Origin of the sequence: Pseudomonas sp. FSL W5-0299 (assembly GCF_005930655.1) — a bacterium.
GTDB classification, from domain to species: domain Bacteria; phylum Pseudomonadota; class Gammaproteobacteria; order Pseudomonadales; family Pseudomonadaceae; genus Aquipseudomonas; species Aquipseudomonas mandelii.
Genome location: NZ_RXHX01000001.1, coordinates 326009 through 352147, shown reverse-complemented (window position 1 = coordinate 352147; position 26139 = coordinate 326009). Strand labels below are relative to the sequence as shown.

22 protein-coding genes and 1 pseudogene are annotated in these 26139 nt (G+C 60.3%); 12 read left to right on the top strand and 11 right to left on the bottom strand.

Annotated features, from left to right (window positions below):
- Positions 1–661: 661 nt before the first annotated feature.
- From FHL16_RS01730 to FHL16_RS01700, 7 genes are all read right to left on the bottom strand, one after another.
- Positions 662–1228: a GNAT family N-acetyltransferase gene (locus FHL16_RS01730; protein ID WP_077747268.1), complete on the bottom strand. Its 567-nt coding sequence runs from the start codon at positions 1226–1228 to the stop codon at positions 662–664.
- Positions 1229–1373: 145 nt separating this feature from the next.
- Positions 1374–2144 (bottom strand): electron transfer flavoprotein subunit beta, encoded by a 771-nt coding sequence (etfB, locus tag FHL16_RS01725; RefSeq protein WP_010467008.1) that lies wholly within the window; start codon positions 2142–2144, stop codon positions 1374–1376.
- A gap of 15 nt (positions 2145–2159) precedes the next feature.
- Complete coding sequence (gene etfA, locus FHL16_RS01720; RefSeq protein WP_010467007.1) at positions 2160–3380, bottom strand: electron transfer flavoprotein subunit alpha; 1221 nt, start codon at positions 3378–3380, stop codon at positions 2160–2162.
- A complete protein-coding gene (gene dgcB, locus FHL16_RS01715; protein WP_010467006.1) occupies positions 3380–5329 on the bottom strand; it encodes a dimethylglycine demethylation protein DgcB in 1950 nt (649 codons plus the stop codon). The genes etfA and dgcB overlap by 1 nt, the downstream gene beginning before the upstream one ends.
- A gap of 111 nt (positions 5330–5440) precedes the next feature.
- The gene (gene dgcA, locus FHL16_RS01710) at positions 5441–7501 is read right to left on the bottom strand and encodes a dimethylglycine demethylation protein DgcA (RefSeq protein ID WP_008151900.1); all 2061 of its coding nucleotides are present in this window, start codon (positions 7499–7501) and stop codon (positions 5441–5443) included.
- Between the two features lie 15 nt (positions 7502–7516).
- Positions 7517–8047: a DUF5943 domain-containing protein gene (locus FHL16_RS01705; RefSeq protein ID WP_008033249.1), complete on the bottom strand. Its 531-nt coding sequence runs from the start codon at positions 8045–8047 to the stop codon at positions 7517–7519.
- A 79-nt stretch (positions 8048–8126) separates the two neighbouring features.
- Positions 8127–9104, bottom strand: a complete 978-nt coding sequence (locus tag FHL16_RS01700; RefSeq protein WP_007907542.1) for a dipeptidase — start codon at positions 9102–9104, stop codon at positions 8127–8129.
- Positions 9105–9340: 236 nt separating this feature from the next.
- Between FHL16_RS01700 and FHL16_RS01690 the strand changes: the two genes are divergently transcribed.
- The 3 genes and pseudogenes from FHL16_RS01690 to FHL16_RS01680 all read left to right on the top strand — a co-directional run bounded on the left by FHL16_RS01690 (position 9341) and on the right by FHL16_RS01680 (position 10432).
- Entirely contained in the window at positions 9341–9742 is a 402-nt protein-coding gene (locus FHL16_RS01690; RefSeq protein WP_010467005.1) for a lysozyme inhibitor LprI family protein, read from the top strand.
- Between the two features lie 10 nt (positions 9743–9752).
- A pseudogene (locus FHL16_RS01685) lies at positions 9753–9923 on the top strand (helix-turn-helix domain-containing protein); the annotation flags it as partial.
- A gap of 92 nt (positions 9924–10015) precedes the next feature.
- The gene (locus FHL16_RS01680) at positions 10016–10432 is read left to right on the top strand and encodes a DUF3010 family protein (RefSeq protein WP_027926650.1); all 417 of its coding nucleotides are present in this window, start codon (positions 10016–10018) and stop codon (positions 10430–10432) included.
- 139 nt (positions 10433–10571) lie between these two features.
- On the opposite strand, the gene FHL16_RS01670 is transcribed toward FHL16_RS01680, so the two are convergent.
- Positions 10572–11531, bottom strand: a complete 960-nt coding sequence (locus FHL16_RS01670; protein WP_010467001.1) for a GlxA family transcriptional regulator — start codon at positions 11529–11531, stop codon at positions 10572–10574.
- Positions 11532–11740: 209 nt separating this feature from the next.
- Between FHL16_RS01670 and FHL16_RS01665 the strand changes: the two genes are divergently transcribed.
- The 6 genes from FHL16_RS01665 to FHL16_RS01635 all read left to right on the top strand — a co-directional run bounded on the left by FHL16_RS01665 (position 11741) and on the right by FHL16_RS01635 (position 17176).
- Positions 11741–12685 (top strand): choline ABC transporter substrate-binding protein, encoded by a 945-nt coding sequence (locus FHL16_RS01665; protein ID WP_010467000.1) that lies wholly within the window; start codon positions 11741–11743, stop codon positions 12683–12685.
- A gap of 75 nt (positions 12686–12760) precedes the next feature.
- Positions 12761–13648: a 3-keto-5-aminohexanoate cleavage protein gene (locus FHL16_RS01660; protein WP_008151915.1), complete on the top strand. Its 888-nt coding sequence runs from the start codon at positions 12761–12763 to the stop codon at positions 13646–13648.
- 141 nt (positions 13649–13789) lie between these two features.
- On the top strand, positions 13790–14755 hold the full coding sequence (locus FHL16_RS01655) for an L-carnitine dehydrogenase (protein WP_077747265.1): 966 nt from the start codon (positions 13790–13792) through the stop codon (positions 14753–14755).
- A gap of 134 nt (positions 14756–14889) precedes the next feature.
- Positions 14890–15366, top strand: coding sequence for a thioesterase family protein (locus FHL16_RS01650; protein WP_010466998.1), 477 nt, complete (start codon positions 14890–14892; stop codon positions 15364–15366).
- A gap of 14 nt (positions 15367–15380) precedes the next feature.
- Positions 15381–16541, top strand: a complete 1161-nt coding sequence (locus FHL16_RS01645; RefSeq protein ID WP_077747264.1) for a gamma-butyrobetaine dioxygenase — start codon at positions 15381–15383, stop codon at positions 16539–16541.
- Positions 16542–16912: 371 nt separating this feature from the next.
- Positions 16913–17176, top strand: a complete 264-nt coding sequence (locus FHL16_RS01635; RefSeq protein WP_010466994.1) for a hypothetical protein — start codon at positions 16913–16915, stop codon at positions 17174–17176.
- Positions 17177–17307: 131 nt separating this feature from the next.
- Here the strand turns inward: FHL16_RS01635 and gbdR are convergent, their stop codons facing one another.
- On the bottom strand, positions 17308–18411 hold the full coding sequence (gene gbdR / locus FHL16_RS01630) for a choline metabolism transcriptional regulator GbdR (protein WP_010466992.1): 1104 nt from the start codon (positions 18409–18411) through the stop codon (positions 17308–17310).
- Between the two features lie 611 nt (positions 18412–19022).
- Complete coding sequence (locus FHL16_RS01620) at positions 19023–20399, bottom strand: L-serine ammonia-lyase (protein ID WP_010466990.1); 1377 nt, start codon at positions 20397–20399, stop codon at positions 19023–19025.
- A 436-nt stretch (positions 20400–20835) separates the two neighbouring features.
- On the opposite strand from FHL16_RS01620, the gene FHL16_RS01615 reads away from it, so the two are divergent.
- The 3 genes from FHL16_RS01615 to choV all read left to right on the top strand — a co-directional run bounded on the left by FHL16_RS01615 (position 20836) and on the right by choV (position 23884).
- On the top strand, positions 20836–21786 hold the full coding sequence (locus FHL16_RS01615; protein ID WP_010466989.1) for a choline ABC transporter substrate-binding protein: 951 nt from the start codon (positions 20836–20838) through the stop codon (positions 21784–21786).
- Positions 21787–21863: 77 nt separating this feature from the next.
- Positions 21864–22709: a choline ABC transporter permease subunit gene (choW, locus tag FHL16_RS01610; RefSeq protein ID WP_010466987.1), complete on the top strand. Its 846-nt coding sequence runs from the start codon at positions 21864–21866 to the stop codon at positions 22707–22709.
- Entirely contained in the window at positions 22706–23884 is a 1179-nt protein-coding gene (choV, locus tag FHL16_RS01605) for a choline ABC transporter ATP-binding protein (protein ID WP_010466986.1), read from the top strand. Before choW ends, choV begins: the two co-directional genes overlap by 4 nt.
- 254 nt (positions 23885–24138) lie before the next feature.
- On the opposite strand, the gene FHL16_RS01600 is transcribed toward choV, so the two are convergent.
- The gene (locus FHL16_RS01600; protein ID WP_238706148.1) at positions 24139–26088 is read right to left on the bottom strand and encodes a BCCT family transporter; all 1950 of its coding nucleotides are present in this window, start codon (positions 26086–26088) and stop codon (positions 24139–24141) included.
- Positions 26089–26139 lie beyond the last annotated feature (51 nt).

The window sequence follows — 26139 nt, the reverse complement described above, 5'->3', positions numbered from 1 at the left end:
CCTATGCGGGACGTGGCTTTCAGGGTTTGGCGAACAAGTTATCCACACCTCCACCCACAGCTAATGGGGACAAGTGTGGATAGGCGGGAATCTTTCTCCACAGAAACCGAAGAAAAACCGTGACTTATCCAGAAGGCCGGTTTTCCACAGCGATTGGTTGTTTTTTGATCTAAAGCTTGCAGGGCACGTTATACGTGGCTTGCAGCGGATGGCGAACACCTTATCCACAGAAGCGCCAACAGACTTTGGGGGCAACTTCCGCCGATCTGTGGAAAACCTCTGAAAACCGCAATATATCGGGCTTTGCGGGTGATTAGTCGCGCAAAACCGCTGACTTGGTCGTTTTTTAACCAGCCACCTGACAAGCCCGTTTTATAAGGCCTGTAGCGGACAGCGAACATCTTATCCACAGATGCGCTAACAGAGATTGGGGGCAAGTATTGGCTAGCGGACAAACTTATCCTCTGGAAAAAGCCTGTAAAAACCGCAAGTTAGCCTGGTTGTTTTTTGTACGAAGGTTTGCAGGGCTTGTTTTGTATGGTGTGTAGCGAAGGGCGAACATGTTATCCACAGAAGCGCTAACAGGGATTGTGGGTAACCATGGGTTTTCTGTATGGGATGGAAACGCCAACCTGAATCTGGCGCAACATCGGGTTAATGTTCATGGCCGATACATCAGGTAGGCCTCCCCCGTGACCCGAATCATCGGATGGGGCGTGATCTGGCAGGTGTCGACGATGCGGAAGCCATGACGCTCATAGAACCGACGCGCGCCAGTGTTGGCGGCGTAGTCGATCAGGCTCAAGCCGTTGAGCCCGAGCCGGTTGGCACGGTCGTAGGCGTAGGCAAGGAATTGCTTGCCCAGGCCCAGGTTGCGCCAGCCTTCATGCAACGCCAGGCTGGAGATGTAGAGGGTGTCGGGGATTTCCATCTTCGCGTAGGGCGCCAGGACCGGATCGGTCGTCGGCTCTGCCAGCGGATCGTGACGCATCACGTAACTGTGCAGCATGCCGATGACCTGGCCCTCCGACTCTGCGATAAGGCAGTTCTGCCAGGAGAAATCCACGTCGTCGCGGGCGTAACGAATGGCGCCGACGTCCAGCAGATCCTGACCGGGCTGGGCGAGTTGGCTCCAAATGTAATCGGCAGCCCCCTCCGATGTGATTTGAAACAGACGCGCAATCTCACGCGCATCGGCGCGCACTGCCGAACGAAATTCTACAGCCATTGTTTCCCCATAAATGTCGGTGACACGGACACCCTGTGGGAGTGAGCCTGCTCGCGAAAGCGGTTGATCAGTCGCAAGGATGTTGAGTGACCCACCGCTTTCGCGAGCAGGCTCGCTCCCACATGGGTTCTGTGCTGATTTTCGGTTAGCGGACGACGCCTTCTTCGATCAGCAACTTGAGAATCGCCTCAGCCCCGGCCTGCGCGGTCACGCCTTTGAGCACTTGCCCACCGCCGCCACTGGCCTTGGCCGTCGCAGCTTTCATCCGGTCCGCGCCGCTCTTGGCCTTGATCACCTTCAGACGTTTTGGACGTGGCTTGGCCGGTTGCAGCGTGGCGACGGCCAACAATTCATCATCGATCACTTCGACTTCATCGGCCTGCAACACCCCGCGTCGGGCCGGGCCGTAGGCGCTCTGCCGAGGTTTCGGTGCAGCGTTATCCACAGTTGCGAGAAACGGCAGCCGCACTTTCAACCGACGGCGTTGACCGCGAGGCAAGGCTTGCAGCACCAGCGCTGAATTACCGTCGATGGATTCCACTTGAGCCAGCCCCACCACCAGCGGCCAGCCGAGGCTTTCCGCCAGCAGGAACGGGAGCATGCCCGAGCCTTCGCCGGTTTCCGCCTGACTGCCGGTCAGCACCACTTGCGCCCCGGCGTCCCGCAGGTACGCAGTCAATGCCGGCAGTGCATCGGCGCCTTGCGGTTGTTCGAGCACATGCAGTTGTTCCAGGCCCATGCCCAGATAAGCGCGCAACGCCGGCTCTGCGACATCGCCGGCATGCAGCACGTGCAAGTTATCCCCAGCCAGTTGCAGACCCAGTTCCACCGCCCGCGCATCCTGCTCCGCGCGACGTGGCCGGCCGGAGGTCGGGTGGGCGCCGATGGACACCAGGCTGATGATTTTCGTGCTCATAACCCTTTCCTTTCCTTAAGCCGCATCGCGCTTGGCTTCGTTGCGGTAAGCCTCTACCGCCGCGATCAAGGCTTGAAGAATTTCGGCGCTCTCACCGATCACCGACAGGTCGGCTCGTTTGATCATGTCGCAGCCAGGGTCGAGGTTGATTGCCACCACCTTGTCGCAGGCACCAATGCCTTGCAGGTGCTGGATCGCCCCGGAAATCCCCACCGCCACGTAAACCCGCGCGGTGACCCAGGTACCGGACGCGCCGACTTGGCGATCGCGCGCCATGAAGCCATCGTCCACCGCCACCCGCGACGCGCCTTCGGTGGCGCCAAGGGCTTCAGCGGTCCTGTGGAAAAGTCCCCAGTCCTTGACTCCGTTGCCGCCGGAGAAGATGAATTCGGCTTCGGCCATCGGAATCGCCGCCGGATCCACCGCCACCGCGCCCAAATCTTCAATGCGCGACAAGCTGCGTGCGACGGCTGTGGATAACTCCACGGGCAACGCTTCGTGACGGGTTTCGCTGACCGGTTCTGCGCACTCGACAGCGGCCAGAATCAAGCGTGCGACCGGACGCGCAAGGTCCTGTAAACCGGCACCGGCGCGGCCGATGCATTCCTGATCCTTGACCTGCCAGACCCGCGTGGCCGGGCGTTCGCCCAGTGCGGCGGCAAAGCGCCGACCGAGTTCACCGCCACCGCTGCGGCTGTCCGGCAGCAGCCAGTGACGCGGACTGAACTGGTTATCCACAGCCCGCAGGCCCTGGACCCGTTGCTCCGGTGCATAACCGCTGAATTCATCGCCGTCCAATACCAGCAAGCGATCGACGCCTGCGGTAGTGAAGGCGTTTTCTTTGTGTTCGCCGAAAACCACGGCCAACACCGCGCCTTCCTTGCCGGCCAGTTGATGCGCCAGACCGAGCAAGTCGCGGTCGTGGCTGCTCAAGCGGCCGCCGACCATGTCCGGCACCACGCTGATGTAAAACGCAGGTGCAGGCACTTGATGCAGTGGCAATTGCACTTCCACGGCCGCCGAGCGTTTGGTCGCGCCGCCCTGCTGAGCGCCGCTGCGGTCAATGCGCTTGATGCCGTTGGGACCGATAAAACCGATGCCGTGCAGGTTCTTGCGGATGACGCCGTTAGGGCCCATCCAGCTGTGTTGCGCCGGTTGCATGGCCGCGTGCAGCGGGTGCAGGCGGTTACGGGCAATCCATTCGGCGCGGGGGTCGCGGCGGATAATGTCGCTCATCAGTGGGCCTCCGCAGGTTCACGTTGGGCCGGTTTGGTCGGCTTGCTCGGCGCCGCGTCTTCGAGCAGCGCGTCCGCCACCAATTCGGCGATGTCCTTGATCAGCGGACGCGGTTCGACCACGCCTTCGAGCATCGCGGTGCATTGCGGGCAACCCACGGCCACCAGTTCGGCGCCGGTTTCGCGGATGTCGTCCATGCGCATGTCAGGGATCCGTTGCTTGCCCGGAATGTCGGTGATCGGCGCCCCGCCACCGCCGCCGCAGCAGCGCGAGCGGAAACCGGAGCGTTGCATCTCTTTGACTTCAATGCCGAGGGCGCGCAGCACTTCACGCGGCGCCTCGTATTCGCCGTTGTAGCGGCCGAGGTAGCACGGGTCGTGATACGTCACGCTGCTGCCTTTGTGCTGGCCAAGGTTCAAGGCGCCAGCGCCGATGATTTCGGCCATGTAGGTGCTGTGGTGCTGCACCAGGTAGTTGCCGTCGAAGGCGCCGTACTCGTTTTTCAGCACGTGGAAGCTGTGCGGGTCACAGGTGACGATGCGGTTGAAGCTGTACTTGGCCAGGGTCTGGATGTTGCGTTTGGCCAACAACTGGAAGGTTGCTTCGTCGCCCAGGCGTCGGGCCACGTCACCGCTGTCGCGCTCTTCGAGCCCCAGCACCGCGAAGTCGACCTTGGCTGCTTTCAACACTTTGACGAAAGCGCGCAGGGTGCGCTGGTTGCGCATGTCGAAGGCGCCGTCGCCAACCCAGAACAGCACGTCGACGGATTTCTTCTCGCTCATCAGGTTGAGGTTCAAATCCGCCGCCCAGTTCATCCGCCCGCCCGGCGCGAAACCGCCCGGGTTATCGGTGGCGATCAGGTTTTCCAGGACTTCGGCGCCCTTGTTCGGAGTGGCGCCTTTTTCCAGGGTCAGATGGCGGCGCATGTCGACGATGGCGTCGACGTGCTCGATCATCATCGGACATTCCTCGACACAAGCCCGGCACGTGGTGCAGGACCACAGGGTCTCGGCGTCCACCAAACCGTTGACGATCGGTTGATGCGGGTTGCCGGCGTGCTCGCCGATGGCCTTGCCCGGATACGGGCTGCCAGCGAACTTGGCGTCGGTGCCACCGGCCAGGCCGACGACCATGTCCTGAATCAGTTTTTTCGGGTTCAGCGGCTGGCCGGCGGCGAATGCAGGGCACGCGGCTTCGCATTTACCGCACTGCACGCAGGCGTCGAAGCCGAGCAGTTGGTTCCAGGTGAAATCCTTGGGTTTTTCCACGCCCAACGGTGCGCTCGGGTCGTTCAGGTCCAGCGGTTTCAAACCGGTGGAACGGCCGCCGCCAAAGCGTTCGGCGCGACGGTGCCAAGCCAGGTGCAGGGCCCCGGCGAAGGCGTGCTTCATCGGCCCGCCCCAGGTCATGCCGAAGAACAGTTCACTCACACCCCACAAAACACCGAGGCCGAGGATCGCCGCCACCACCCAACCGCCGAAGTTTTCCGGGAGGATGCCGGCCACCGGCAGGGTCAACAGGAAGAAGCTCGCCGAGAACGCCAACAGGCTTTTCGGCAGGCGCATCCACGGCCCTTTGGACAGGCGCGCCGGTGGGTTGCGACGACGCAGGTACACGAAGATCGCACCGACGAACATCACCACCGTCATCAACAGCAGCGCGTAACCGAGGATGCGGTTATGCAGGCCGAAACCGTGCACCAGAATCGCCAGCACGATGGACGCCACCGCACCACCGGCCGTGGCCACGTGGGTGTTGGCGATGTATTTGTCCCGCGCCACGACGTGGTGCAAGTCGACCATGTAGCGCTTGGGCATGGCGAACAGGCCGCCGATCAGGTCGACCTTGGAGGCACGGCCCCGGCGCCACATAGCCACCCGCCGCAACGCGCCGAGGACGGCAAGGCCCAGGGCAGCGAACAACAGGATTGGAAGAAGGGTGTTCAACATCAGAGTCACCTCTGGCGAGGTGCAAGCTACAAGCTACAAGCTGCAAGAAAAAGCGGCGGTGAGGATGAGCTTTTACTTGTAGCTTGCAGCTTAAGGCTTGCAGCTAAGCCGTCAAAAATCCTTACAGAGCCGGAGTGCGTCATAAATGGCGGCGTGTGTATTGCGCTGCGCCACGCAGTCGCCGATGCGGAACAGCAAGTAGCCGTCGCCCGCCTGGCTCAGCGAAGGTTGCGGCTTGATCGCGAACAGGGCTTCGATGTCCATCTGGCCTTTGTTGCGCGAGCCTTCCTTCATGGCGTAGTAGATTTCTTCGTCCGGACGCACGCCGTTTTCAACGACGACCTGGTCCACCACCCGCTCCTCTTTGGCGCCGGTGTATTCGTTTTCCAGCACCGCCACCAGCTTGTCGCCTTCGCGGTAGACCTTTTCCAGCATCATGTCGCCGGTCATGATCACTTCTTTGGGGTACATGCTGCGGTAGTACGTCGGGAACGACGTACCGCCAATCGCCACGCCCGGCTTGATGTCGTCAGTAACGATCTCGACCTGGCTGCCTTTGTCAGCGAGGAAGTCGGCGGTCGACATGCCGGTGAATTCGCAAATGGTGTCGTAGACCAACACGTTCTTGCCCGGCGCGACCTTGCCGTCGAGGATGTCCCAGCTGCTGACCACCAAGCCTTCAGCCGCGCCCCAGTGTTCGTTTTGTTCCAGGAACGGATGACCGCCAACGGCGAGCACCACCACGTCCGGACGCAGGTCGAGAATGGTTGCCGCATCGGCCGCCACGCCCAGGCGCAGGTCGACTTTCAGACGCGCCAATTCCAGCTGGAACCAGCGAGTGATACCGGCGATCTGGTCCCGTTGCGGGGCTTTCGAAGCGGTAGTGATCTGCCCGCCAATGAATTCTTTCTTCTCGAACAGGGTCACGTCGTGGCCACGTTCGGCCGACACACGCGCCGCTTCCATCCCGGCAGGACCGGCACCGACCACCACAACCTTGCGCTTCACACCGGTCGATTTCTCGATGATGTGCGGCACGCCCATGTACTCACGGGAAGTCGCGGCGTTCTGGATGCACAAGACGTCCAGGCCCTGATACTGACGGTCGATGCAGTAGTTGGCGCCGACGCATTGCTTGATCTGGTCAACCTGACCCATTTTGATCTTGGCGATCAGGTGCGGGTCGGCGATGTGGGCGCGGGTCATGCCGACCATGTCCACGTAGCCGCCTTCCAGAATACGGGTCGCCTGGTTCGGGTCCTTGATGTTCTGCGCATGCAGGACCGGGGCCTTGACCACTTCCTTGATACCGGCCGCCAAATGCAGGAACGGCTCCGGTGGATAACTCATGTTCGGGATAACGTTGGCCAGGGTGTTGTGGGTGTCGCAACCCGAACCCACCACGCCGATGAAGTCGATCATGCCGGTGTCGTCGTAGTACTTGGCGATCTGCTTCATGTCCTCGTGGGACAAGCCGTCCGGGTGGAACTCATCACCGCACAGACGGATGCCGACGCAGAAATCCGGGCCGACTTCAGCCCGCACAGCCTTGATCACTTCCAGGCCGAAACGCATGCGGTTCTCGAAGCTGCCGCCCCATTCGTCGGTACGCTTGTTGACCCGCGGGCTCCAGAACTGGTCGATCATGTGCTGGTGCACGGCGGACAGCTCGACGCCATCCAGGCCACCGGCCTTGGCCCGTGCCGCAGCGCTGGCGTAGTTGCCGATCACCCGCCAGATTTCTTCCGGCTCGATGGTTTTGCAAGTCGCACGGTGCACCGGCTCGCGGATGCCCGACGGCGACAGCAGAGTTGGCCAATGCTCGCCATCCCAGCGGGAACGACGGCCCATGTGGGTAATCTGGATCATGATCTTGGCGCCATGCTTGTGCATGGCATCGGCCAGGTTCTGGAAGTGCGGAATGATCCGGTCGTCGGCCAGGTTGACCGACTTCCACCAGCCTTGCGGGCTGTCGATGGCCACGCTGGAGGAACCGCCGCAAATCGCCAGGCCGATCCCGCCCTTGGCTTTCTCTTCGTAATACTTGACGTACCGGTCGGTGGTCATGCCGCCGTCGGTCGCGTAGACCTCGGCGTGCGCGGTACTGAGCACGCGGTTGCGGATGGTCAGTTTGCCGATCTGGATCGGCTGGAACATTGCTTCGAAAGCCATGGCGGGTTCCTCGACTTACAACGGCTTGACGGTGAACAAACCGTCGTCGTGGCCTTCTTCGGAGCCACCGTAAACCTGTTCGGCAACAGTGCGGATCTTGCTGCCACGGGCTTGCAGAATCTGGTCCATGGCCCCGGCAAACCAACCGGTGAACATGTAGTCGACCTTGCGCCCGACCTTGCCGTACACGTAGACGAACGCCGAGTGTTCGAGCTTGACGCTGGCGGTGCCCTTGTCGAGGTCGATGTCCTGGATCTTGAACAGGCCCCAGCCGCGTTGCGACAGGCGCTTCATGTAGTGCTCGAACACCGCGACGCCTTCCAGGCCGTGGCATTCGGCTTCTTTTTCACACCAGTGCCAGGCGGATTTGTAGCCGGCCTTGTAGAGGATTTCGGCGTAGGCGTCGGCGCCCAGTACTTCCTCGATGCCCATGTGGTTGTTGACGAAGAAGTGACGCGGCACATACAGCATTGGCAGGGCGTCGGAGGTCCAGACACCGGTTTCGCTGTCGACTTCGATTGGCAATTGCGGGGCGATCTTGGCCATGGAAACTTAACTCCAGAAAATTTTGGGTGTTGCCCCCGGCGCGGACGGCCGGGGGAAAGAATTCTTCAGATGCGGCGGCTTATTCGCCCCAAACGTCTTTCAAGACGTTGACCCAGTTCTCGCCCATGATCTTGCGCACCACACGCTCGGAGTGGCCGCGCTTGAGCAGGGTTTCGGTCAGGTTCGGGAACTCGCCGACGGTGCGGATGCCCAGCGGGTTGATGATCTTGCCGAAGCTGGTCAGGCGGCGGGCGTAGCCCTTGTCATGGGTCAGGTACTCGAAGAAGTCCTGGCCATGGCCCTGGGTGAAGTCAGTGCCGATACCGATGGCGTCTTCACCAACGATGTTCATGGTGTATTCGATGGCCTCGGCGTAGTCGTCGATGGTCGAATCGATGCCCTTGGCCAGGAACGGCGCGAACATGGTCACGCCGACAAAACCGCCGTGATCGGCGATGAACTTCAGTTCTTCATCGGACTTGTTGCGCGGATGGACTTTCAGGCCCGACGGCAGGCAGTGTGAGTAGCACACCGGTTTCTTCGATTCGAGAATGACTTCTTCAGACGTCTTGGAGCCGACGTGGGACAGGTCGCACATGACCCCGACGCGGTTCATCTCGGCAACGATTTCACGACCGAATCCCGACAGGCCGCCATCGCGCTCGTAGCAGCCAGTCCCTACCAGGTTCTGGGTGTTGTAGCACATCTGCACGATACCGACGCCGAGCTGCTTGAAGACCTCGACGTAGCCGATCTGGTCTTCAAACGCGTGAGCATTCTGGAAGCCGAACAGGATGCCGGTCTTGCCCTGCTCCTTCGCTTTACGGATGTCGGCGGTAGTGCGAACCGGAATCACCAGGTCGCTGTTCTCGCGGATCAGCTTCTGGCTGGCGGCGATGTTGTTGACGGTGGCCTGGAAGCCCTCCCACACCGACACGGTGCAGTTAGCCGCGGTCAGACCGCCCTTGCGCATGTCTTCGAACAGCTCACGGTTCCACTTGGCAATAATCAGCCCGTCGATAACGATGCTGTCGGCGTGCAATTCGGCTGGGCTCATCAGGCTGTCCCCTATTAGCGATTCATGCGCCGAATCGTGTGCCGGCGCTTTGGGGCCAGCATATGCCTGAGGACCGGGGCAGCCGGGTGCAAAAACGACAGGGGGTTTGCCGAAAGCGTCAATCCGCGACAAAGGGTCGTTGATCGACGCAATCGCCCACCTGTTCAAGGGCCGCTGCTTGGGCCAGAATCCGCTGCATTACTGAATAGGCACTGAAAAATAGGGGCTGCGTCGCAATGAGAACGATCTTCCTGGCTTTGGCACTGATAGCGACCGGCGTACACGCAGCTGAAGAGGCCGACGACAACCCCTGCGACAAGGTCGAAAACGACGTCCAGACCCTGGAATGCTCCGCCTTCAGCAGAACCACCGCCGAAGACCTGCTCAAGGACAATTACCAAAGCCTGACCGAGCGCATGCAAACGGCCTACGGCAAGAACCCGGCGCAACTGAGCGACATCACCGCCAAGCTCAAGGCCGCGCAGCAGCAGTGGCTGAAAACCCGGGATGCGGATTGCGCGGTTGAAGCGTTTCCGGCGACCAGTGGCAGCAAGGCGTTCACCATTGCGCAGAACGATTGCGTGGCGCGGATGAGTGATGAGCGGTCGGAGTTTTTGGAGTCGATTGGGCAGGAGTGAAAACATAAATATGGAGAATGATTTGATCCCTCACGAAGTAGTCAGCCTTATCGTTGATGGCGCGTTACCGGTCAGGGCCTGGCGCGAACACCTGAACCTTACACAGGATGAGGTGGCCAAACGCATGGGCATTTCTCAACCTGCTTTTGCCCAGCAAGAGACTGTAGCGAAGCCTCGCTAGGCCACCCGCGAGAAAATTGCCGCGGCGTTTGGCATCACGGCTAATCAACTTGAGCTGTAGGCTGCACACCACCATTTGTGAAAGGGATCGAAATGAAAATCTGCGGCATCGAAATCAAAGGCAGCGAAGCGATCATTGCCGTCGCGTCCCTGGACGGTCAGACGCTGAGTCACGTAGCCCTGCCCACCAAGAAAATCGCCCTCGACGATGACGACGAAGCCGCGAACGTCAAAGTCTTCGCCGCTCAGGTGGCGTCGTTTGTACGCGAGAACTCCATCGACCGGATCGCGATCAAGAAGCGCAGCAAGAAAGGCGAGTTCGCCGGTGGACCGACCACGTTCAAGATCGAGGGTGTGTTTCAGCTGCTGGAAAATTGCGAGGTGACGCTGCTGTCGCCGCAGACGATCAATGCGCAGAGCAAGAAGCACAACGTGGAACTGCCAGCGACGCTGAACAAGTATCAGCATGAAGCCTACAAAGCAGCCTGCTCGGCCTTAATGAAGAAATAAGATCCACACCAAATCATAACTGTGGGAGCGAGCCTGCTCGCGAAAGCGGTAGGTCAGTCGACATCAATGGCGGCTGACAGATTGCATTCGCGAGCAGCCTCGCTCCCACAGGTTTTTTTGGTGTTGTTGGAATCTGTGCTCAGACCAGCTCTCGCCCATCCCCAAGCCGTCGGCGATCCTCGCGCGGGCACCGCGCAAACTTCGCCCGATAGCTGCGGGTGAAATACGACGGCGATTCAAAACCGCACGCAATGCTCACCTCCAGCACACTCATGTCCGTCTGTCGCAGCAACTGCCGGGCCTTCTCCAGCCGCAAGCGCAGGTAGAAATTGCTCGGCGTGTCGTTCAGGTGCAACCGAAACAGGCGCTCCAACTGGCGCCGCGTCACCTTGATCGATTCGGCTAACTCAAGCGTACTCAGCGGTGGTTCGCTGTGCTGCTCCATCTCCCCAATCACATGCACCAACTTCTTGTTGCTGATGCCATAGCGCGTGGCGACTTCCATGCGCTGGTGGTCTTTGCGCGGGCGGATGCGCCCGAGCACGAATTGTTCGCTGACCTGAATCGCCAGTTCCGGGCCGTGGGCCTGGGCGATCAGGTCGAGCATCAGGTCGATGGAGGCTGTACCGCCGGCTGAGGTGATACGGCGGCGATCGATCTCGAACAGCTCCTGGGTGACGCTGAGCTGTGGATAAGACTCCTTGAACGCGTCGATGGCTTCCCAGTGCAGGGTCAGGCGATGGCCGTCGAGCAGGCCGGCTTCGGCGAGGACGAAACTGCCGGTGTCGATGGCGCCGAGGGTCACGCCCTCGTTGTCCAGACGGCGCAGCCAGTGCTCCAGCGCGGGCGTGGCGAATTTCAGCGGTTCGAAACCGGCGACCACCAACAGGGTTGCACCTTTCTTCAGCGGTTCCAGCGCCGCGTCGGCGTTGACCGACATGCCATTGCTGGCCAATACCGCCCCGCCGTCAGCGCTCAGCACGTGCCAGCGATACAACTCGCCGCGAAAGCGATTGGCGACCCGCAGCGGCTCGATGGCCGAGATAAAACCGATGGCCGAGAAACCCGGCATCAACATGAAGTAGAAGTCCTGGGACATGGAGCGCACTCGACTGGCAGGTAACGAGAGGGCGGGTAGCGTGTGGACGTTGATACGCCACTTGCAACAGGCTTTCAAGAGCGCAGGTCGCTGCAGTGCAAGAGCTGGTCGCCGCAGTGCGCTTTCACGGGGCCTTAGCTGCGTAACTTGGCATCACCGGCGCACAAAGATGCCGGAACCCACAATAACGTCTGCCGAGGAACCCCGACATGAAACGACTGATCAGCAGCTGTGTTCTTGCACTCAGCGGTACCGCCTTCTTGAGCGCCAGCGTCATGGCGGCCGAACCTGCTTCATGCCAGAACGTACGCATGGGCGTCGTGAACTGGACCGACGTGATCGCCACCAGTGCCATGACCCAGGTCTTGCTCGACGGCCTCGGCTACAACACCAAACAAACCAGCGCCTCCCAGCAAATCATCTTCGCCGGGATCCGCGACCAGCGCCTGGACCTGTTCCTGGGTTACTGGAACCCGCTGATGACCCAGACCATCACGCCTTTCGTCGACGCCAATCAGGTCAAGGTGCTTGAAGCGCCTAGCCTCAAAGACGCCCGCGCCACCCTCGCCGTTCCGACTTACCTCGCCGACAAGGGTCTGAAAACCTTCGCCGACATCGCCAAGTTCGAAAAAGAACTGGGCGGCAAGATCTACGGCATCGAGCCTGGCTCGGGCGCTAACACCCAGATCAAGGCAATGATCGCCAAGAACCAGTTTGGCCTCGGCAAATTCCAGCTCGTCGAGTCCAGCGAAGCCGGCATGCTCGCGGCGGTGGATCGCGCCGTGCGCCGCAAAGAAGCCGTGGTGTTCTTCGGCTGGGCGCCGCACCCGATGAACGTCAACGTGCAGATGACTTACCTCACCGGCAGCGAAGACGCTCTCGGCCCGAACGAAGGCATGGCCACGGTCTGGACCGTCACTTCGCCGAACTATGCGCAGCAGTGCCCGAACATCGGCAAATTGCTGAGCAACCTGACCTACACCGCCGAAGACGAGAGCCGGATGATGCAGCCGCTGCTGGATCACAAAGACGCTTTCGAATCGGCCAAACAATGGCTGAAAGATCACCCGCAAGACAAGCAACGCTGGCTCGAAGGCGTCACCACCTTCGATGGCAAACCGGCCGCTGACAATTTGAAACTGACCAGCAAATAAACCCCGATTGAACCACCGACTCGCAGCCCTACGGGGCTGCGAACGGAATCATCACGCCTGCAAGGAACCCGCCTCATGAACCACGACGTCATCATCACCTGCGCACTCACCGGTGCTGGCGACACGACCAGCAAGAGCCCACACGTGCCGGTCACCCCGAAACAAATCGCCGCTGCCGCCGTGGAAGCCGCCAAGGCCGGTGCCACGGTCGTTCACTGCCACGTTCGCAACCCCGAAACCGGCAAATTCAGCCGTGACGTGGCCTTGTACCGCGAAGTGATGGAGCGCATCCGCGAGGCGGACGTCGACATCATCGTCAACCTCACCGCCGGCATGGGCGGCGACCTGGAAATCGGCGCGGGCGAGAACCCGATGGAGTTCGGTCCGAACACCGACCTGGTGGGTCCATTGACCCGTCTGGCCCACGTTGAAGCACTGTTGCCGGAAATCTGCACCCTCGACTGCGGCACCCTGAACTTCGGCGACGGTGACACCATTTACGTGTCCACCCCGGCGCAACTGCGCGCAGGCGCCAAACGCATTCAAGAGCTGGGCGTGAAGGCCGAGCTGGAAATTTTCGACACCGGTCACCTGTGGTTCGCCAAGCAGTTGATCAAGGAAGGCCTGCTCGACGATCCGCTGTTCCAGCTGTGCCTGGGCATTCCGTGGGGCGCGCCGGCCGACACCACCACTATGAAAGCCATGGTCGACAACCTGCCCGCGAACGCGGTGTGGGCCGGCTTCGGCATCGGTCGCATGCAAATGCCGATGGCGGCGCAAGCGGTGCTGCTCGGCGGCAACGTGCGGGTTGGCCTGGAAGACAACATCTGGCTGGACAAGGGTGTGCTGGCGACCAACGGCCAGCTGGTCGAACGCGCCTCGGAAATCCTCAGCCGCCTCGGTGCCCGCGTCCTGACTCCGGCGGAAGGCCGGGCAAAAATGGGCCTGACCAAGCGCGGCTAATCCTCCACGCACATAACCTGTAGGAGCGAGGCTTGCCCGCGAAGGCGGCATTCCTGCGGAAGAGATCCGTCGGATGTACCGGCCTCTTCGCGGGCAAGCCTCTCTCCTACAGAGATCACCGAATTCTTTTAGGACGACGCCATGAGCTTTATCACCGAAATCAAAACCTTCGCAGCCCTGGGCAGCGGTGTCATCGGCAGCGGTTGGGTATCCCGCGCCCTCGCCCACGGCCTCGACGTTGTCGCCTGGGACCCGGCGCCTGGCGCCGAAGCCGCGTTGCGCAAGCGCGTCGCCAATGCCTGGGGTGCGCTGGAGAAACAAGGCTTGGCACCGGGTGCTTCACAGGATCGGCTGCGCTTTGTCGCAACCATTGAGGAATGCGTTCGCGACGCCGACTTCATTCAGGAAAGCGCCCCTGAGCGCCTCGATCTGAAACTGGAACTGCACAGTAAAATCAGCGCGGCGGCCAAGCCCAATGCCTTGATCGGTTCCAGTACTTCCGGTCTGTTGCCGAGCGAGTTCTACGAGAGTTCGACGCACCCGGAACGCTGCGTGGTCGGACACCCCTTCAACCCGGTTTACCTGCTGCCGCTGGTGGAAGTGGTCGGCGGCAAAAACACCGCACCGGAAGCCGTTCAAGCGGCGATGAAAGTCTACGAATCCCTGGGCATGCGTCCGCTGCACGTGCGCAAGGAAGTGCCCGGGTTCATCGCCGACCGTTTGCTCGAAGCGCTGTGGCGGGAGGCGCTGCACCTGGTCAACGACGGTGTGGCGACCACCGGAGAAATCGATGATGCGATTCGCTTTGGCGCGGGTCTGCGCTGGTCATTCATGGGCACGTTCTTGACGTATACCCTGGCGGGTGGCGATGCGGGTATGAGGCACTTCATGGCGCAATTCGGACCGGCGTTGCAGTTACCGTGGACGTATCTGCCGGCACCGGAGCTGACCGACAAGTTGATTGATGATGTGGTGGATGGCACCAGCGATCAGTTAGGCACGCACAGCATTTCCGCGCTGGAGCGCTATCGTGATGATTGCTTGCTGGCGGTGCTGGAAGCGGTGAAGACCACCAAAGAGAAGCATGGGATGGCGTTCGCTGACTAAACACCCCACCCTCTGTAGGAGCGAGGCTTGCCCGCGAAGGCAATTTCCCTGCCGCAAGAGATCCGTCGAATGTACCGGCCTCTTCGCGGGCAAGCCTCGCTCCTGCAGGCCTCAACCATTTCGGATGTGACGACATGCCCGCACTCACCACCTACCAAACCAAAATCATCCCCGACTGGGTCGACTACAACGGCCACCTGCGCGATGCCTTCTACCTGCTGATTTTCAGCTACGCCACCGACGCCCTGATGGATCGCCTGGGCATGGACAGCAACAACCGCGAAGCCAGCGGCAATTCGCTGTTCACCCTCGAACTGCACCTCAATTACCTGCATGAAGTGAAGCTCGACGCTGACGTCGAAGTGCGTACCCAAATCATCGGCCACGACAGCAAACGCCTGCACCTCTATCACAGCCTGCATCTGGTCGGCGACGACAAGGAACTGGCGGGCAACGAACAAATGCTGCTGCACGTGGACCTCGCCGGACCTCGCTCCGCACCGTTCAGCGAAGACACCTTGAGCAAGCTGCAAGCCATCGTCGCCGAGCAAACCGACCTGCCAACCCCCGCCTACATTGGCCGAGTGATCGCATTACCCCCTAAAAAATAACAAGGAGATCGCCATTGAACACCGCCGCTTTTGCCGACTTCCGTACCTACCCGTTGATCAGCGCGTTGTCCGCCGTGCAAACCCTGGCGGATCGAATTCAAGTGCAGTGGGCTGACGGCCGGGTCAGCCCCTTTCATCATCAATGGCTTCGAGATAACTGCCCGTGCCCGCAGTGCGTCTACACCGTGACCCGCGAGCAAGTGCTGGAAATCGTCGACGTCGCAGAGGACCTGGTGCCGACAGCGGCAAACGTCGACGCCGAAGGTTGCCTCAGCGTCGAATGGCAGGACGGCCACCTAAGCCGCCTCGACCCGGGCTGGCTGCGCGCTCACGCCTATGACGACGAGTCCCGTGCCGAACGCCGTGCCGGCAAACCAAAATCCAGGCTGTGGAAAAGCGACTTGCAGCTGCCGGCGTTCGAATACCAGGCGCTGATGAACGACAACGACGCCTTGCTGCAATGGCTGCTGGCGGTGCGCGATATCGGCCTGACTCAAGTGCGCGGCGTACCCACCGAACCCGGCTCACTTAAACTGATCGCCCAGCGGATTTCCTTCATCCGCGAGAGCAATTTCGGCGTGCTGTTCAACGTGCAATCCAAGGCCGATGCCGATAGCAACGCCTACACCGCCTTCAACCTGCCGCTGCATAGCGATTTGCCGACCCGCGAGTTGCAACCGGGGCTGCAATTTCTGCATTGCCTGGTCAATGACGCGGACGGTGGCGAGAGTATTTTTGTCGACGGCTTTGCCATAGCCCAAGCGTTGCGCGAGGAAGATCCCGAGTCGTTTAAAAGCCTCTGCGAAATCCCGGTGGAGTTCCGCAACAAAGATCGCCACAGCGACTACCGCCGTCTCGCGCCGATCATCGCGCTGGATGCCTTTGGGCAGGTGTCGGAAATTCGCATGGCGAACTTTCTACGCGGACCGTTTGATGCCTCGATCGAGGACATGCCCAAGCTGTACCGCGCTTATCGGCGGTTTATTGCAATGACCCGCGAAGCACGATTCCGGGTGATGACGCGGCTCAATCCCGGTGAGCTGTGGTGCTTCGACAACCGCCGCACCCTTCATGCCCGCAATGCGTTTGATCCCGCCAGTGGCGCCCGTCATTTTCAAGGGTGCTATGTTGATCGGGATGAATTGTTGTCGCGGATCCTTGTGTTGCAACGCTAGACCGCGTCATCGTTCTTCGCGGGCAAGCCTCGCTCCTACAGGGGATCGCATATCCCCGTCGGAGTGAGCCTGCTCGCGATGTCGTCAGCCCGGACACCCCATCCCGCCCTGATTCACAGGCAAAAAAAACCCCGATCAAGCCGTGACAGGATCGGAGCTGAGGAGGGTACTGTTGAGGAGCCTTCGCGCGAGGGTGACCAAACCTTCGTGTTGCCAGCTGAATCCAGTGTGCCCACTCTCCCCTTTCGCAAGTTAGCCGAAAACGACCTGTTCATAGGTATCGCGGCCATTGCGACAAAACGTCCTTGCCGCCACCTCTTGCCCCGATGAGAATCGAATCACGACACCGTTCCCTGAAGAAGGATTGCGTCATGATGTACGCCGATTTGATTGACCAGGAAGACCTGTTGGGCCAGCTCAAGGCGTTAGGATTTGCAGTGCCCCCTGGCGCTAACGCCGAGCAGGCCTGCGAGTGCGCGGTACGGGGTTTGAACAACGAACGGGCAACGGATCTGCGAACTATGGTCAAGCAGATGTACACCAGCAGTGCGACCATCCTGCCGGCCGTGCGCCAGGCGATCGACAAGCAATTGCTGCCGGCGCTGGCGGAGTATCAACAAAGCCGTAGCGCCTGAGTAGCGCCTCACCATGATCGTTCCCACGCGCTGCGTGGGAATGCAGCCCGGGACGCTCCGCGTCCCTGCCGAAGCGGACGCAGAGCGTCCATTGAGGCATTCCCACGCAGCGCATGGGAACGATCAGAGCATTAGAGCCTTACGCTGGCAAACGTCGACTCATTACGCGCCTGACTCAGCGCCGACAACGGCCCGGACAGCGGCGACAGCACCAGTGCTTGCGGCAACGGCATCATCGCCACCTGTTGCGTGGTGTTGGAACCTACGCGTTCGTCACGCGGCGGAATGCCGAAGTATTCGCGGTAGCACTTGGAGAAGTGCGGCGTGGACACGAAGCCGCAGACCGACGCCACTTCGATGATCGACATCGGCGTTTGCTTGAGCAGCTGCCGGGCACGGATCAGGCGCAGTTTGAGGTAGTAACGCGACGGCGAGCAGTGCAGGTATTTCTGGAACAGGCGCTCCAGCTGACGACGGGAAACAGCGACATACACCGCCAGTTCGTCGAGGTCGATCGGCTCTTCCAGGTTGGCTTCCATCAGCGCGACGATTTCCTGCAACTTCGGCTGGTTGGTGCCGAGCATGTGCTTGAGCGGCACGCGCTGGTGATCCTGCTCGTTGCGGATGCGTTCGTAGACGAACATTTCCGAGATCGCGGCCGACAGTTCACGACCGTGATCGCGGCTGATCAGGTGCAGCATCATGTCCAGTGGCGCTGTGCCGCCGGAGCTGGTGAAACGGTTACGGTCGAGGGTGAACAGGCGTGTGCTCATGGCTACACGGGGGAACGCTTCCTGCATCGCGGCCAGGCATTCCCAGTGCACGCTGCAATCGAAACCGTCCAGCAGGCCGGCGCACGCCAGGGCCCAGCTGCCGGTGCAGACCGCACCGAGACGGCGGGACTGACGCGCCTGGCTTTGCAGCCACGACACGTGCTCGCGGGTAACGGTGCGCTGGATGCCGATGCCGCCGCAGACAATGATCGTGTCCAGTGGGGGCGCTTTGTGCATGGAGCAGTCGGGGGTGATCTGCAGACCGTCACTGGCCCAGACCTGACCACCGTCGACGGTGAGCGTGGTCCAGCGATACAGCTCGCGGCCGGACAATTGGTTGGCCATGCGCAGAGGTTCTACTGCGGAGGCCAGAGAAATAAGCGTGAAATTGTCCAGCAGCAGAAAGCCGATGGATTGAGGCGCACGGTTCTGGGGTTGAGCCCCGGAGTTGAACGTCGTCATCGCGGTATCTCCTCACACAAAGCGGGTGATGGCCTCAGGCGGAGGCTCTTGTTATTGCCATCGTTCTCGCGTGGGAGACGGGCTTTGTAATGACAGAGCAATTGCCATGCCTAAAGTTGAATGGTCATTCAATAACTCCTGAAAACGACGTCGCGGTGTGTCTAAATAAGCCTTGCCGCGAGTGGGGGTTATAAGTGCCATTATCGGCGGGAGGCGCTCTGCCCCGTCGGGCTTGAGCAAATCGGTAGCACTTGTGGGAACAGGGCTACGGCGACTTATTGGAGAGTGTCACCACAAGCACAGGTGACAGGCGGTAATGGCCAGGTTGGATCCCTGTCCTGGGTGAAGCCGCTTATCTGTAAGCGACGCGCCAAAACGTGGCGCGTTTTAATTCCGGTGTTCACTTAGCGCGCAGTTTTGACTGCTCTTCTCTCGCAGATGACTTTTCTGTGGAGAGGGCGCTTGCTCCCGCTGGGGCGCGAAGCGGCCCTGAAAACTGCAAACGCGAACTTTCAGATATACCCGGTCGCGGGCTATTCGGCTGCTGCGCAGCCGAGCGGGAGCACGCTCCCTCGCCACAGATACTCATTTCACCAGAGAGTTAAGCGTTATCAGCACTCAACCGCGCTCACCGCCAACCCTCCCCGCGAAGTCTCTTTGTATTTGTCATGCATATCGGCCCCGGTATCACGCATGGTGCGGATCACCCGATCCAGCGAGATAAAGTGCTGACCATCCCCGCGCAGCGCCATCTGCGCCGCGTTGATGGCTTTCACCGCGGCAATCGCATTGCGCTCGATGCACGGCACTTGAACCAGCCCGCCCACCGGGTCGCAGGTCAGGCCGAGGTTGTGTTCCAGGCCGATTTCCGCCGCGTTGCACAACTGCTCCGGGGTCGCGCCAAGGATCTCTGCCAACCCGGCCGCAGCCATCGCGCAGGCTGAACCGACTTCGCCCTGACAACCGACCTCGGCGCCGGATATCGAAGCGTTCTTCTTGCACAGAATTCCCACTGCCGCAGCACTGAGGAAATAGTCGACCACGTTGGCGTCCGTCACCGCCTCGCTGAACTTCATAAAGTAGTGCAACACCGCCGGAATGATTCCCGCCGCACCGTTAGTCGGTGCCGTCACCATGCGCCCACCGGCAGCGTTCTCTTCGTTGACCGCCAGGGCGAACAGGTTGACCCATTCCATGGCGCTCAAGGTCGAGCCGATGACGTTGGGTTTGCCCAGCTCTTGCAGGCTGCGATGCAACTTGGCCGCACGACGGCGCACATTCAGGCCGCCGGGCAAGATGCCTTCGTGCTTGAGGCCCTGATCGACGCAATCCTGCATGGCGCGCCAGAGCTTCATCAGACCGCTGCGAATCTCTTCCTCGCTGCGCCAGACCTTCTCGTTAGCCATCATCAATTCGGCGACGCGCAGGTTGTGCTTCTGGCACAGACTGAGCAGTTCGACAGCGCTGGAGAAATCGTAGGGCAACACGGTGCGATCCAGATCGACCACGCCGCTGGAAGCCTGCGCTTCATCCACGACAAAACCACCGCCGATGGAATAGTAGGTGTCGCGATGCAACTCACCGTGTTCGCCTTCAACGATCAGGGTCATGGCGTTGGGGTGGAACGGCAGGTTTTCGTCGATCAGGCGCATGTCGCGGGCCCAGATAAACGGCACCGACAAGCGACCGTCGAGCAACAGGGTGTGGGTCTCGCGCAAGGTTTCGATACGGATGCCGATTTGCGACGGATCAATCGCGTCCGGCCACTCGCCCATCAGGCCCATGATCACAGCGTTGTCGCTGCCGTGACCGATGCCGGTGGCCGATAACGAACCATAAAGCTGAACTTCAACGCGCCGCACTTGTTCCAAAAGACCCTGCTCACGCAAACCTTGCACGAACAGCGCGGCGGCCCGCATAGGTCCCACGGTGTGCGAACTGGAAGGGCCGATGCCGATTTTGAACAGGTCGAAAACACTGATAGCCATTACTGCCGAACTCCTGGATGTGCCAACTCCAGACGCAAAAGCGCCCAGTGACGGAGCTGCTACGCTCAAGCTGCAATCCGCCGAGATTGGCCGCATCATCAGGCTTTTTCCGTGTCGTTCGACGTCTCACACCGACGCACTCATGCTCACTAACGCCGCAGGCGTTTTACGCTTCGTTTTCGCCGTTTTTTTGCGGATCAGGGAGGCAAAGGGGGCTGAAAAAAGCTGTAAACGACGTCACCGACACTGGATGCGACCATCCCTGTACTGGTTACGACGCACCCTGTAGGCGTCAGATTTTCACTGGTACATGATCGTATCGACTCGATTGCAAGGCGCCGTGGTAGAGCTGTCTCCAAAACGCCATCCAACCGCAACCTATAAGTGCGGTGGTCCAGTCGGAACACTGCCAAAAAAAACACCAAGGAGTCCATCCATGAAAGGTTCCCCGTCGTTGTTGTTGGCCGCCATGCTGAGTCTGCCGTTACTGGCTCAAGCTGCAGAACCCGCTCAGTGCAGCACCGTAAACTTCTCCGATGTCGGCTGGACTGACATTACCGTCACCACCGCCACCACCAGCGTCGTTCTCGATGCCCTGGGCTACAAGACCAAAACCACGATGATTTCCGTTCCGGTGACCTACAAGTCCCTGGCCGACGGCAAGAACATGGACGTGTTCCTGGGCAACTGGATGCCGACCATGGAAAACGACATCAAGGCTTACCGTGATGCCGGTACCGTGGAGACCCTGCGCGCCAACCTCGAGAACGCAAAATACACCCTCGCCGTGCCCGAAGAGTTGTATAACAAGGGTCTGAAAGATTTTGCCGACATCGCCAAGTTCAAGAAAGAACTCGACGGCAAGATCTACGGCATCGAACCGGGCAACGACGGCAACCGCCTGATTCAGAGCATGATCGACAAGAACGCCTTCGGCCTGAAAGACGCCGGCTTCAAGGTGGTCGAGTCCAGCGAGGCAGGCATGCTCTCGCAAGTCGATCGCGCCCAGCGCCGCAACACCGCCGTGGTGTTCCTGGGCTGGGAACCGCACCCGATGAACACACGTTTCAAGATGAAGTACCTGACCGGCGGCGACGACTTCTTCGGCCCGAACTTCGGTCAGGCGACCATCTTCACCAACACCCGCAAGGGCTACGCGCAGGAATGCAGCAACGTCGGTCAGTTGCTGAAAAACCTGGTGTTCACCCTCGACATGGAAAGCACGCTGATGGGCAACGTCCTGGACGACAAAATGAAGCCTGACGCGGCCGCCAAGGCCTGGCTGAAAAAGAATCCACAGGTGCTCGATACCTGGCTCGCTGGCGTAACCACCATTGACGGTAAACCTGGCCTGGAAGCCGTGAAAGCCAAGCTCGCGCAGCCTTGATTTAGGAAGCATCGCTTACGCCGGGCGGGTTCGCTCGCCCGGGCTGTTTATTTCCTTGCATGCGGACGTTCACTACCATGCTGATTGATCAGAAAATACCTCTAGGCCAGTACATCGCGGGCTTCGTTGAATGGTTGACGCAACACGGCGCCAACACCTTCGACGCCATCGCCGTGTCACTGGAAACGATGATCCACGGCGTGACTTTCGCGCTGACCTGGTTCAACCCGCTGGCATTGATCGGCCTCATCGCACTACTGGCTCACTTCATTCAACGAAAGTGGGGGCTGACCGTTTTCGTCATTGCCTCCTTTCTGCTGATCCTCAACCTGGGGTACTGGCAGGAAACCATGGAAACCCTCGCCCAGGTGCTCTTCGCGACCCTGGTCTGCGTGGTCATCGGCGTACCGTTGGGTATCGTCGCCGCGCACAAACCGATGTTCTACACACTGATGCGGCCGGTGCTCGATCTGATGCAGACCGTACCGACGTTTGTGTACCTCATTCCTACCCTGACCCTCTTCGGGCTGGGCGTGGTCCCGGGTCTGATCTCCACGGTAGTGTTCGCGATTGCCGCGCCTATCCGCCTGACCTACCTGGGCATCCGTGATGTTCCCGCAGAACTGATGGACGCCGGCAAAGCCTTCGGCTGCTCGCGCCGCCAGTTACTCGCACGCATCGAACTGCCTTACGCCATGCCAAGCATCGCGGCCGGTATCACCCAGTGCATCATGCTGTCATTGTCGATGGTGGTGATTGCGGCTCTGGTGGGCGCCGACGGCTTGGGCAAACCTGTGGTCAACGCACTGAACACTGCTGATATCGCCCTGGGCTTCGAAGCCGGCCTGGCGATCGTACTGCTGGCGATCATGCTCGACCGTATCTGCAAACAACCCGACGCTAAAGCAGGGGGTGACGCATGAGCATTATTCGCTTCGAAGACGTCGACGTAATCTTCTCCAAAGATCCACGCGAGGCGCTCAAGCTCCTCGACCAAGGCATGACCCGCGACCAGATCCTGAAAAAAACCGGGCAGATCGTCGGCGTTGAAAAAGCCAGCCTGGACGTGGAAAAAGGCGAAATCTGCGTGCTGATGGGCCTGTCGGGCTCCGGCAAATCCAGCCTGCTGCGTTGCATCAACGGCCTCAACACTGTGAGCCGTGGCAAGTTGTTCGTCGAGCACGAAGGCAAGCAGATCGATATCGCTTCCTGTACCCCGGCAGAACTGAAAATGATGCGCACCAAGCGCATCGCGATGGTGTTCCAGAAATTCGCCCTGATGCCGTGGCTGACGGTGCGCGAGAACATCAGTTTCGGTCTGGAAATGCAGGGTCGCCCGGAGAAAGAACGCCGCAAACTGGTGGACGACAAGCTTGAGCTGGTGGGCCTGACCCAGTGGCGCAACAAGAAGCCTGACGAACTCTCCGGCGGTATGCAGCAACGCGTGGGCCTGGCCCGTGCGCTGGCGATGGATGCGGACATTCTGCTGATGGACGAACCGTTCTCGGCGCTCGACCCGCTGATCCGCCAAGGTCTGCAGGACGAATTGCTGGAACTGCAAAGCAAGCTGAGCAAAACCATTGTGTTCGTGAGCCACGACCTCGATGAAGCCCTGAAACTCGGCAGCCGTATCGCAATCATGAAAGACGGCCGAATCATCCAGTACAGCGTGCCGGAAGAAATCGTGCTCAACCCGGCGGACGACTACGTGCGGACCTTCGTCGCGCACACCAACCCGCTGAACGTGCTGTGCGGTCGCAGCCTGATGCGCACCCTGGACAACTGCAAACGCATCAACGGTTCGGTGTGCCTCGATCCGGGCGGCGATTCATGGCTGGACCTGGCCGAAGGCAACACCATCAAAGGCGCCCGCCAGAACGGCGCGAGCCTGGATCTGCAGAACTGGATTCCAGGGCAAGCGGTTGAAGGCCTGGGTCGACGGCCAACGCTGGTGGACTCGAACATCGGCATGCGCGATGCGCTGCAGATTCGTTATCAGACCGGCAACAAACTGGTGCTGCACGACAACAACAAAGTGGTCGGGATTCTGGGCGACAGCGAGCTGTATCACGCACTGCTCGGCAAGAACCTGGGTTAAGGCAACAGACACAAAAACGCCGCGAGAGGATCGCGGCGTTTTTGTTAGTGCAGATATTTGGCTTGGAATGCTGATAACTGTGGCGAGGGAGCTTGCTCCCGCTGGGTTGCGCAGCAACCCCAAAACAAGACACCACGGTCATTCAGAAAGACCGCGTTATCGTTAAATGCGACTGCTACGCAGTCGAGCGGGAGCAAGCTCCCTCGCCACAATGGATCTGCGGTGCAGCAACTTGCACCGCATGACCTCAAGTTTCAGCTATAGACACGGCCAAGGAGCTGCCGATGGCTTTCGAACTGATCGAGCACGTCACGGGTGATCTGTTCCTGAGTGAAGCCCATCAAGTCGTAATCCTGGCTGCCGTTGTGCAGGTAAACCTCGGCGCGGTAATAGCGCGCACGCGGTTCGTCAGCGCTTTCGGCCGACACCGTTTCACTCGCCGCCGCCAGATAGCCATCCAGGCTCACTTCGTAGACAAAAGGGTTGCCCTCTTCCATCTCGATGCGCACACCCATGCAACGCTTGGACTTGCCCAGCAACGTTTGCACGTCCAGACCCTGGGCACGCAATTGCACGGCCGCATCTTCCAGCGCCGGGCTGACTTGCTTGTCCATGAAACGCTGAACGATCGACTGATTCGGTTGCAGGTCCAGCTGCGTCAAACGCTCGCTGAAACCACGGCGACCGCGTGCTGCGAGCTCCGCTTGCTCCTGTTCGATCTGCACGTCCTGGCGCATCGCCTTGTGCAGGCCAAACATGAAGAACACCAACACCACCGAGAACGGCAGACCGGCCAACACCACCATGGTTTGCATCGCTTCGAAGTTACCGGCGAACAGCAGGCCGATGGTCACCAGGGTGATCACCGCCGACCAGAAGATCCGCAACCAGTGCGGCGCATCTTCATCGACGTTGCCGCCCTTGCAGGAAAGGTTGGCCATCATCACCGCGCCGGAATCCGCCGGGGTCAGGAACAGCACGAAACCGACGAAGATCGACACGCCGATCACAATCTTCGATGCCGGGTAATGCTCAAGCAATTGGTAGATCGCCATCGACGGCTGTTCGAGCGCCGTCTTTCCGAGCTCCACCGCCCCATGGTTCATCACCAGGTCCAGGGCCGAGTTACCGAAGATCGACAGCCACGCCAGGGTGAACCCCAGCGGGATCAGCAGCACGCCGGCCACCAGTTCACGCACCGTGCGACCACGGGAAATACGCGCGATGAACATGCCGACGAATGGGGCCCAGGAAATCCACCAGGCCCAGTAGAACAGGGTCCACAGGCCCAGCCAGCGGTCGGACTTCTCACTGTCGCCTTCGTAGACGTAGAGGTCGAAAGTCTTCAGCACCACGCCGTTCAGGTAGTCGCCGACGTTCTGCACGAAGCCGTTCAACAGGTGCAAGGTCGGGCCGAACAGCAGCACGAAAATCAGCAGACCGCTGAACAGTACGATGTTCAGGTTCGACAGACGGCGAATGCCGTTTTCCACACCCGACACAGCCGCGATGGTCGCCACGGTGCTCATCACGATGATCACGATCAGCAGGTTGGTGTTGCTGTGTTCCATGCCGAACAGGTTTTCAAGGCCCGACGACACTTGCAGCGAACCAATCCCCAGGTTCGTCACCAGCCCCAGCAGGGTCACGAACATGCCGAAACCGTCCACCGCGTGACCGGCCGCGCCTTTGACCCAACGCTCGCCCACCAGCGGATACAGCGCCGAACGCAGTGCCAGTGGCTGGTTATGACGGTAGGCAAAGTACGCCACGGCCAGGCCGACCAAGGCGTAGATCGCCCAGCCATGCAGGCCCCAATGCAGGAATGTCAGCTGCACAGCCTGACGGGCGGCCATGTTGCTGGCAGCCACGCCTTCCGGCGGGTTGAAGTAATGGTCCAGCGGCTCGGAAGCACCGAAGTACAGCAGCGAAATGCCGATACCCGACGAGAACAGCATCCCCGCCCACGCGCCGTAGCTGAAGTCCGGGGTGTCATCCTTGCTGCCCAGCTTGAGCTTGCCGTAGGACGAAAACGCCAGGCCGACGACAAATACCAGGTAGGCGGCGATCACCACCATGTAGTACCAGCCGAAGCTGCGGGACAACCAGGCCTGGGCGATGCCGAGCAATCTGCCGGCCTCTTGCGGGGCGATGATCAGAATGGCGGTCAACAACAGAATCAGCGCGGTAGAGGTGTAGAACACCCAACCGTTGACCGTCACCTTCTCGGGCGGGGTCTTTATTAGAGAGGCAGA

What these genes read in the sequence shown, in the direction of transcription:
- FHL16_RS01670 (WP_010467001.1), bottom strand. Translation starts at nt 11,531, where the DNA reads ATGTCCCAGGACTTCTACTTCATGTTGATGCCGGGTTTCTCGGCCATC.
- FHL16_RS01660 (WP_008151915.1), top strand. Translation starts at nt 12,761, where the DNA reads ATGAACCACGACGTCATCATCACCTGCGCACTCACCGGTGCTGGCGAC.
- FHL16_RS01700 (WP_007907542.1), bottom strand. Translation starts at nt 9,104, where the DNA reads ATGAGCCCAGCCGAATTGCACGCCGACAGCATCGTTATCGACGGGCTG.
- FHL16_RS01690 (WP_010467005.1), top strand. Translation starts at nt 9,341, where the DNA reads ATGAGAACGATCTTCCTGGCTTTGGCACTGATAGCGACCGGCGTACAC.
- FHL16_RS01705 (WP_008033249.1), bottom strand. Translation starts at nt 8,047, where the DNA reads ATGGCCAAGATCGCCCCGCAATTGCCAATCGAAGTCGACAGCGAAACC.
- etfB (WP_010467008.1), bottom strand. Translation starts at nt 2,144, where the DNA reads ATGAGCACGAAAATCATCAGCCTGGTGTCCATCGGCGCCCACCCGACC.
- FHL16_RS01680 (WP_027926650.1), top strand. Translation starts at nt 10,016, where the DNA reads ATGAAAATCTGCGGCATCGAAATCAAAGGCAGCGAAGCGATCATTGCC.
- FHL16_RS01620 (WP_010466990.1), bottom strand. Translation starts at nt 20,399, where the DNA reads ATGGCTATCAGTGTTTTCGACCTGTTCAAAATCGGCATCGGCCCTTCC.
- FHL16_RS01730 (WP_077747268.1), bottom strand. Translation starts at nt 1,228, where the DNA reads ATGGCTGTAGAATTTCGTTCGGCAGTGCGCGCCGATGCGCGTGAGATT.
- FHL16_RS01635 (WP_010466994.1), top strand. Translation starts at nt 16,913, where the DNA reads ATGATGTACGCCGATTTGATTGACCAGGAAGACCTGTTGGGCCAGCTC.
- gbdR (WP_010466992.1), bottom strand. Translation starts at nt 18,411, where the DNA reads ATGACGACGTTCAACTCCGGGGCTCAACCCCAGAACCGTGCGCCTCAA.
- choV (WP_010466986.1), top strand. Translation starts at nt 22,706, where the DNA reads ATGAGCATTATTCGCTTCGAAGACGTCGACGTAATCTTCTCCAAAGAT.
- FHL16_RS01615 (WP_010466989.1), top strand. Translation starts at nt 20,836, where the DNA reads ATGAAAGGTTCCCCGTCGTTGTTGTTGGCCGCCATGCTGAGTCTGCCG.
- FHL16_RS01665 (WP_010467000.1), top strand. Translation starts at nt 11,741, where the DNA reads ATGAAACGACTGATCAGCAGCTGTGTTCTTGCACTCAGCGGTACCGCC.
- choW (WP_010466987.1), top strand. Translation starts at nt 21,864, where the DNA reads ATGCTGATTGATCAGAAAATACCTCTAGGCCAGTACATCGCGGGCTTC.
- etfA (WP_010467007.1), bottom strand. Translation starts at nt 3,380, where the DNA reads ATGAGCGACATTATCCGCCGCGACCCCCGCGCCGAATGGATTGCCCGT.
- dgcA (WP_008151900.1), bottom strand. Translation starts at nt 7,501, where the DNA reads ATGGCTTTCGAAGCAATGTTCCAGCCGATCCAGATCGGCAAACTGACC.
- FHL16_RS01655 (WP_077747265.1), top strand. Translation starts at nt 13,790, where the DNA reads ATGAGCTTTATCACCGAAATCAAAACCTTCGCAGCCCTGGGCAGCGGT.
- dgcB (WP_010467006.1), bottom strand. Translation starts at nt 5,329, where the DNA reads ATGTTGAACACCCTTCTTCCAATCCTGTTGTTCGCTGCCCTGGGCCTT.
- FHL16_RS01650 (WP_010466998.1), top strand. Translation starts at nt 14,890, where the DNA reads ATGCCCGCACTCACCACCTACCAAACCAAAATCATCCCCGACTGGGTC.